Annotated in this window: 4 protein-coding genes; 2 read left to right on the top strand and 2 right to left on the bottom strand. The window is 73.1% G+C overall.

The window, feature by feature from the left end; genetic code table 11:
- Positions 1 to 279 precede the first annotated feature (279 nt).
- Positions 280 to 1,968, top strand: coding sequence for a carbohydrate-binding module family 20 domain-containing protein (locus tag ACGFXC_RS22440; protein ID WP_393715336.1), 1,689 nt, complete (start codon positions 280 to 282; stop codon positions 1,966 to 1,968).
- 37 nt (positions 1,969 to 2,005) lie between these two features.
- Entirely contained in the window at positions 2,006 to 7,369 is a 5,364-nt protein-coding gene (gene pulA, locus ACGFXC_RS22435; protein ID WP_393715334.1) for a pullulanase-type alpha-1,6-glucosidase, read from the top strand.
- Positions 7,370 to 7,400: 31 nt separating this feature from the next.
- Here pulA and ACGFXC_RS22430 read toward each other — a convergent pair whose 3' ends face one another.
- Both ACGFXC_RS22430 and ACGFXC_RS22425 read right to left on the bottom strand, forming a co-directional pair.
- Complete coding sequence (locus tag ACGFXC_RS22430; protein ID WP_393715332.1) at positions 7,401 to 7,925, bottom strand: GNAT family N-acetyltransferase; 525 nt, start codon at positions 7,923 to 7,925, stop codon at positions 7,401 to 7,403.
- A gap of 27 nt (positions 7,926 to 7,952) precedes the next feature.
- Positions 7,953 to 8,660 (bottom strand): TetR/AcrR family transcriptional regulator, encoded by a 708-nt coding sequence (locus ACGFXC_RS22425; protein ID WP_393715331.1) that lies wholly within the window; start codon positions 8,658 to 8,660, stop codon positions 7,953 to 7,955.
- Between the last annotated feature and the right edge of the window lie 23 nt (positions 8,661 to 8,683).

The following is an 8,683-nucleotide window of genomic DNA, read 5'->3' as shown; positions in this document are numbered from 1 at the left end:
ACGGTCGGTCAAGGGTGGCCGAAGGCCATCGCGAAGCGACGCGACCGAAGGGAGCGCCCTTGAGGGACCGGCCCGACGCGGAAGGACGATGAGACTGACGGGAGACCACCAAACCCTCCCTGACACCGCTCCGCTGGACCCCGCCGCTTTCCGACCCCGACCCCGCTTCCCCACCCCGCCCGGAAACAATTCTGCAATCTCTTGCGCAAGCTCTTGCAACACGCCTGGGCGGCCCCTACGGTCAGCGGCAATCCCCGCCTCTCCGCCAGGAGGATCCCCATGCCCGCAAGGAACGCCGGCCCCCGTGGGCTGCTCGCCCTCGTCGCCCTCGTCGCCGCCACCCTCAGCGCCCAGGCGCCGCAGGCGCAGGCCGCCGCGCCCGGGGGCAAGGACGTCACCGCCGTCCTGTTCGAGTGGCGGTTCGACTCCGTCGCCAAGGCCTGCACCGACAGCCTCGGGCCCGCCGGGTACGGGTACGTCCAGGTGTCACCGCCGCAGGAGCACGTCCAGGGGCCCCAGTGGTGGACCTCGTACCAGCCCGTCAGCTACAAGATCGCCGGGCGGCTCGGGGACCGGGCCGCCTTCCAGCGGATGGTCGCCGCCTGCCACGGGGCCGGGGTGAAGGTGGTCGCCGACTCCGTCATCAACCACATGGCCGCCGGTGACGGGGTGGGGACCGGGGGGTCCCCGTACACGAAGTACGGCTACCCCGGGCTCTATTCGGGCGCCGACATGGACGACTGCCGGGCCACCGTCTCCAACTACCAGGACCGGGCGAACGTCCAGAACTGCGAGCTCGTGCAGCTCGCCGACCTGGACACCGGCGAGGACTACGTGCGGGGGCGGATCGCCGGCTATCTCAACGACCTGCTGTCGCTGGGCGTCGACGGCTTCCGGATCGACGCCGCCAAGCACATGCCCGCCGCCGACCTCGCCGCCATCAAGTCGCGGCTGAGCAACCCGGGCGCCTACTGGAAGCAGGAGGCGATATACGGGGCCGGGGAGGCCGTCCAGCCGGGCGAGTACCTCGGCAGCGGCGACGTGCAGGAGTTCCGCTACGCGCGGGACCTCAAGCGGGTGTTCCAGAGCGAGAAGCTCGCCTACCTGAAGAACTTCGGGGAGGCGTGGGGGTACCTGCCCGGCGGCCAGGCCGGGGTGTTCGTCGACAACCACGACACCGAGCGCGGCGGGGACACCCTCAGCTACAAGGACGGTTCCGCCTACACCCTCGCCAGCGTGTTCATGCTGGCCTGGCCGTACGGGTCGCCCGACGTGCACTCCGGCTACGAGTGGACCGACAGGGACGCCGGCCCGCCCAACGGCGGCACGGTGAACGCCTGTTACGCCGACGGGTGGAAGTGCCAGCACGCCTGGCGGGAGATCTCCTCCATGGTCGGCTTCCGGAACTCCGCGCGCGGGCAGGGCGTCACCGACTGGTGGGACGACGGGGACGACCGGATCGCCTTCGGCCGGGGCTCCAAGGCGTACGTGGCCATCAACCACGGGGCCGGGCCGCTGACCCGCACCTTCCAGACCTCCCTGCCCGCCGGCGGCTACTGCGACGTGCAGAGCGGCCGGGCCGTGAGCGTGGACGCCGGCGGACGGTTCACCGCCACCCTCGGCGCCGGTACCGCCCTCGCCCTGCACGCCGGGGCCCGTACGTGCGCGCAGGCGCCCGCCGGTGCCTCCTTCGCCGTCACCGCCACCACCGTGCCCGGCCAGGACGTGTACGTCACCGGGGACCGGGCCGAGCTCGGCGGCTGGAACACCGGCGCCGCGCTGCGGCTCGACCCGGCCGCGTACCCCGTCTGGAAGCTCGACGTGGGCCTGCCCGCCGGGGCGGCCTTCGCCTACAAGTACCTCCGCAAGGACGCCGCCGGGAACGTCACCTGGGAGAGCGGGGCCAACCGGTCCGCCACCGTCCCGGCGAACGGCACGCTCACGCTGACCGACACCTGGCGCGGCTGATCCGCAGCACCCGCCCCCGTACCCGAGGAGATCCTCCGTGATACGCCGCCCCGCCGCAGGAGCGCTCGCCGCCGCGCTGGCCGTGACGCTCCTGCCCGCGCTGCCCGCGTCGGCCGCCGCCCAGCCACCACCACCGCCGAAGGACGCGAAACTGGCCGCCGAGCCCGCCCGGCACGACCTGACCCGCGAGCAGTTCTACTTCGCGCTCCCGGACCGCTTCGCGAACGGCGACCCGCGCAACGACCGCGGCGGCCTGACCGGGAGCCGCTCGCAGACCGGTCTGGACCCCACCGACAAGGGCTTCTACCAGGGCGGGGACCTCAAGGGGCTCACCGACCGGCTCGACTACGTCAAGGGCCTCGGCACCACGGCCATCTGGCTGGCGCCGGTGTTCAAGAACCAGCCGGTGCAGGGGACGGGCAAGGACGAGTCGGCCGGCTACCACGGCTACTGGATCACCGACTTCACCCAGGTCGACCCGCACTTCGGTACCAACGCCGACCTGACCCGGCTGATCGAGAAGGCGCACGCGAAGGGGATGAAGGTCTTCTTCGACGTCATCACCAACCACACCGCCGACGTCGTCGACCACCGGGAGGGCTCCCACGACTACCTGTCGAAGGGCGCGTTCCCGTACCTCACCGAGGACGGCGTCCCCTTCGACGACCAGGACCACGGCAAGGGCTTCCCGAAGACCGGCCCCGCCACCTTCCCCCGCACCCCCTTCGTGCCCGCCGCGAAGAAGGACCTCAAGGTGCCCGGCTGGCTCAACGACCCGGCGATGTACCACAACCGGGGCGACTCCACCTTCGCCGGGGAGTCCGCGGAGCAGGGCGACTTCTCCGGCCTCGACGACCTGTGGACCGAGCGTCCCGAGGTCGTCGAGGGGATGGAGAAGATCTACGAGAAGTGGGTGAAGGACTTCGCCGTCGACGGCTTCCGCATCGACACCGTCAAGCACGTCGACATCCCCTTCTGGACGCAGTGGGCCACCGCCCTGGAGAAGTACGCCGCCCGGCGCGGCCGCGAGGACTTCTTCATGTTCGGTGAGGTCTACTCCGCCGACCCCGCCGTCACCTCCCCGTACGTGACGCGCGGGCGCCTCGACGCCACCCTCGACTTCCCCTTCCAGGACGCCGTCCGCGCCTACGCCTCCCAGGGGGCGGACGCGGGCCGGCTGGCTTCCGTACTGGCCGCGGACTACCGCTACACCACCGACAAGGCCAACGCCTACGAGCAGGTGACCTTCCTCGGCAACCACGACATGGGCCGCTTCGGGACCTTCCTGAAGCAGGACCACCCCGGTGCGGGCGAGCAGGAGCTCCTCGACCGCTACCGGCTCGCCAACGAGCTGATGTTCTTCTCCCGGGGCAACCCGGTCGTCTACTCCGGCGACGAACAGGGCTTCACCGGTTCCGGCGGCGACAAGGACGCCCGCCAGCCGCTGTTCGCCACGGGCATCGCCGACTACCTGGACGACGACCAGCTCGGGACGGCGCGCACGCACGCGAGCGACGCCTACGATCCGGGACACCCGCTCTACCGGCAGATCAGTGCTCTCTCGAAGCTGACGAAGGCCCACCCGGCCCTGCGCGACGGCATCCAGAGCGAGCGCTTCTCCGACGGCTCGGTGTACGCCTTCGCCCGCACCGACGCCGCGACCCGCACCGAGTACCTCGTCGCCGCCAACAACGCCACCACGGCGCGCACGGTCACACTCGACGCCCCGCCCGGTGCCGCCTACCGCGTCCTCTACGGCGCCACCGGCGCCTCCGGCGGCGCCGCCTACGCCGTCCCGCGCGCCTCCGCCGCCGGGAAGCTCACCGTCACCGTTCCCGCCCTGGGCTCGCTCGTGCTGCGGGCCGCCGCCCCCCTCGCCCCGCCCGCCACCGCGCCCGCGCTGACGCTGAAGCCCCCCGCGCCCGGCGCCACCGGCACCGTCGAACTGTCCGCCGACGTCACCGGAGGCGGCCTTAACCGGGTGGTCTTCGCCGCCCAGACCGGCGCCGGGCCCTGGCAGGTCCTCGGCTCCGCCGACCACGCCCCCTACACGGTCACCCAGCAGGTCACGGCCCCCGCCGGCACGCCCCTGCGCTACAAGGCCGTCGTCGTCGACGCCACCGGACGCACCGCCTCCGCCCGCGCGGCCACCACCGCCGGACAGGTTCCGCCCGCGGAGGTCCCCACCGCGACCCGGCGCGACTACGCGGTCGTCCACTACAACCGGCCCGACGGCGACTACACCGACTGGCGGCTCTACGCCTGGGGCGACCTCGCCGACGGCGAGGCCACGCCCTGGCCCGAGGGCCACCCCTTCACCGGCCGCGACGCCTACGGCGCCTTCGCGTTCGTCCGCCTGAAGCCGGGCGCCGCCACGCTGAACTACCTCGTCATCGACAAGAACGGCACCAAGGACGTCCCCGCCGACCGCACGGTCGACCTGACCCGGACCGGCGAGATCTGGCTCGAACAGGGCAGGGAACCCGCCCGCACCGACCCTCCCGCCGCACCGCCCCGGGACCAGACCAAGGCCGTCCTGCACTACCAGCGCCCCGACGGCGCCTACGACGGCTGGGGCCTGCACGTGTGGACCGGCGCCGCGACCCCCACCGACTGGTCGGCACCGCTGCTGCCCGTCCGCACCGACTCCTTCGGGGCCGTCTACGAGGTCCCCCTCGCCGCCGGCGCCACCAGCCTGAGCTACATCCTCCACAAGGGCGACCAGAAGGACCTCCCCACCGACCAGTCCCTCGACCTCAAGGCCACCGGCCACGAGGTGTGGATGCTCGGCGGCACGCAGGACTACCTCCTCCCGCAGCCCGCCGGATCCGCCGCCGCCCTCGACCTCACCAAGGCCGAAGCCGTCTGGATCGACCGCGACACCCTCGCCTGGAACGCCCCCGCGGCCGCCGCCTCCACCCAGCTCCTGGCCTCCGATCAGGGCCGGATCACGACCGGCGACGGAGTCCTCCACGAGAACGGCGCCTCCTGGCTGCGGCTGGCGCGCACCGCGCTCACCCCCGCCCAGCGGCAGGAGTTCCCGCACCTGGCGACGTACCAGGCCTTCACCGTCGACCCCCGCGACCGGGGCCGGGTCCGCGCGGCCCTGCGCGGCCAGCTCGTCGCGAGCGCCCGCGCCGCGAACGGGGCCGTCCTCGCCGCCACCGGCGTCCAGCTCGCCGGCGTCCTCGACGACCTGTACGCGACGAACGCCCCCCTGGGCCCCGTCTTCCACGACGGCCGCCCCACCCTCTCCGTCTGGGCCCCCACGGCCCGGGAGGTCTCCCTCGAACTCGACGGCCGCACCGTCGCCATGCGCCGCGACGACGCCACCGGCGTCTGGTCGGTGCGCGGCGAACGCTCCTGGACCGGCAAGCCCTACCGCTACGCCGTCACCGTCTGGGCCCCGGCCGCGCGCCGGCTGGTGCGCAACCTCGTCACCGACCCCTACTCCACCGCCCTGACCGCCGACTCCGCCCGCAGCCTCGTGGTGGACCTGGCCGACCCGAAGCTCGCCCCGCCCGGCTGGCGGGACCTGCGCAAGCCCGCGCCCGTCCCCTTCGCCTCCGCGCAGATCCAGGAACTGCACCTGCGCGACTTCTCCGCCGAGGACCCCACCAGCGGGCACCCCGGCCAGTACCTCGCCTTCACCGACGCCGGCTCGGACGGCATGCGCCACCTGCGCGAGCTGGCCGCCTCCGGCACCTCCTACGTCCACCTCCTGCCCGTCTTCGACTTCGCCACCGTCCCCGAGCGGGCCGCGGACCGCACCCCGCCCGCCTGCGACCTCACGGCGCACGCCCCCGATTCCGAGGCCCAGCAGGCCTGCGTGGCCGCCGCCGCCCCGAAGGACGCCTACAACTGGGGGTACGACCCGCTGCACTACACCGTCCCCGAGGGCTCGTACGCGAGCGACCCGAACGGCACCGCCCGCACCGTCGAGTTCCGCAGGATGGTGCAGGGGCTGAACGGCGCGGGGCTGCGCACCGTCATGGACGTGGTCTACAACCACACCGCGGCGGCCGGCCAGTCGGACGCGTCGGTCCTCGACCGCATCGTGCCCGGCTACTACCAGCGCCTGCTGGCCGACGGGGCCGTCGCCAGCTCCACCTGCTGCTCCAACACGGCGCCCGAGAACGCCATGATGGGCCGCCTCGTCGTGGACTCCGTCGTCACCTGGGCCAAGCAGTACAAGGTCGACGGCTTCCGCTTCGACCTGATGGGCCACCACCCGAAGGCCAACATCCTGGCCGTCCGGACGGCCCTCGACGCGCTCACCGTCGCGAAGGACGGCGTGGACGGGAAGAAGATCGTGCTCTACGGCGAGGGCTGGAACTTCGGCGAGGTCGCCGACGACGCCCGCTTCGTCCAGGCCACCCAGAAGAACATGGCGGGCACCGGCATCGCCACCTTCTCCGACCGCGCCCGCGACGCCGTGCGCGGCGGCGGCCCCTTCGACGAGGACCCGCGCGTCCAGGGCTTCGCGTCCGGACTGTTCACCGACCCCAACGGGGCCCCCGGGGCCGGCACCCCCGACGAGCAGCGCGCCCGTCTCCTGCACGACCAGGACCTGATCAAGGTCGGTCTCACCGGCAACCTGGCCTCCTACGTGTTCACCGATTCGGCGGGCCGGCGCACCAAGGGCTCCGAGGTGGACTACAACGGCGCCCCCGCCGGTTACGCGGCCGCCCCCGGCGACGCCCTCGCCTACGTGGACGCCCACGACAACGAGAGCCTCTACGACGCCCTCGCCTACAAACTGCCCGCCACCACCACCCCGGCCGACCGCGGCCGGGCCCAGGTACTCGCCCTGGCGACGGCCGCCCTCTCGCAGGGCCCGGCGCTCTCCCAGGCCGGCACCGACCTGCTCCGCTCGAAGTCCCTGGACCGCAACTCCTTCGACAGCGGGGACTGGTTCAACGCGATCCACTGGGACTGCCGCGCCGGCAACGGCTTCGGCCGGGGCCTGCCGCCCGCCGCCGACAACCGGGCCAAATGGCCGTACGCCGCACCCCTGCTGAAGGGGACGGCCGTCCCCGGCTGCGCCGAGACCGGAGCCACCTCGGCCGCCTACCGCGACCTGCTGAGGATCCGTACGACGGAGAGCGCCTTCGCCCTCACCACGGCGCAGGCCGTCCAGTCCGCGCTGGCCTTCCCGCTGTCCGGGACCGAGGAGACCCCGGGCGTCCTCACCATGACCCTCGGTGACCTGGTCGTGGTCTTCAACTCCGCCCCCGGGGAGCGGACCCAGCGCGTCGGGGCCCTCGCGGGCACCGGTTACGCCCTGCACCCGCTCCAGGCGGCGGGCTCGGACCCGGTGGTGAAGCGGTCCGGCTACGAGGCGGCCGCGGGCACGTTCACGGTCCCGGGGCGGACCGTCGCCGTGTTCAAGCGGTCCTGACCGCGCGGCGGCGCGCGACGGGAGCGGCGCCTCAGACGTCGAGGCGCCGCTCCAGCAGGATCACCCCGTACACCCGGCCGTCCGCCGCCTGCTTCGAGGGGAACTCGCCCACGATCCGGTAGCCCGCGGCCCGGTAGTACGCGAGCAGCCGCGGGTTCGTCGACACGCAGTCCAGGCGGGCCCGCTCCCGCCCCGTCCGGGCGATCCGCCGTTCGGCGTGGTCGAGGATCCGCAGCCCCGTCCCGGGGGCGGCCGCCTCCCGCTCCACCATCAGCCGGTGGACGTACCCCGCGACGGGGGGCTGGACCCCCCAGGCCTCCTCGTCGGACCACCACAGCTCGTACGCGCCGACGACCCGTCCGTCGGCGTCCTCGGCGAGCCACACCTCCCCGGTGCGCATCACCGACCGGAAATGGGCGACGTCCTTCTCCCCGGGCTTCCACTGGTCGATGCCCTGCTTGCGCATCCAGCGGGCCGCCTGGTCGTACAGCTTCACCAGCGTGGCGGCGTCCTTCTCCCCGGCCTGCCGGAACAAGATCCCGTCGTCAATGATCACGCGGGCATTATCGCGTTCCGGGCCGGTTCACTCACCCGCGACGGCGGCCGGGACCAGTGCCGCGAGCCGCCCCACCAGCTCCCCGAACGGCCCGTCGGCCGGTTCGCCCGCCAGGATCCGTACGAGGATCCCCGCCATCTCCGCGTCGTAGGCGGCGCTCACGGCGGCCAGCGCCGCGAAGTCGTGCACCAGCTGGAGTTCCAGTTCCGCCCGCGGGATGCGCCGCCCGTCCAGCCACAGCAGCGCCGTGGACTCGGCCAGCGACACCCAGGACCGCACGACGAGTTCCAGCCGCGCGGGCGGCTCCGCCACGCCGATGTGGGTGATGATCTGCTCGTACGCGGCCTGCCGGACCTCGTCGATCATCGCGTTGGTCCGACTGCTGCCCGCCGCCGGACCGCCCCGCATCAGTGCGGAGAAGCCCGGGCCGTGTTCGTCGACGAAGGCGAAGTACCGTCCCATCACCCGCAGCAGCCGGGCCCCGAGGGGGCCTTCGCGCGGCTCGACGAAACGATCCGCCAGCTCGTCGGCGGCCCGCCGCAGGGCGGCCTCGTAGAGGCTGAGCTTGCCCGGGAAGTAGTGGTAGACGAGCGGGCGGGATATCCCGGCCGCGGCGGCGATCTCGTCGATCGACACGTCGTCGGGGGAGCGGTTGCTGAACAGCTCCAGGGCCACCCCGATCAGCTGCTGCCGCCGCTCCTCGACACCCATCCTGCGCCGCACCCCGGTTGTCATGCCGACACCCTACTTCTCCCCTC

Source organism: Streptomyces sp. NPDC048507 (assembly GCF_043199995.1).
In the GTDB taxonomy this organism is placed as follows: Bacteria; Actinomycetota; Actinomycetes; order Streptomycetales; family Streptomycetaceae; genus Streptomyces.
Note: the sequence above shows the minus strand (reverse complement) of the source record. Positions and strands in the feature narration are given on the sequence as shown.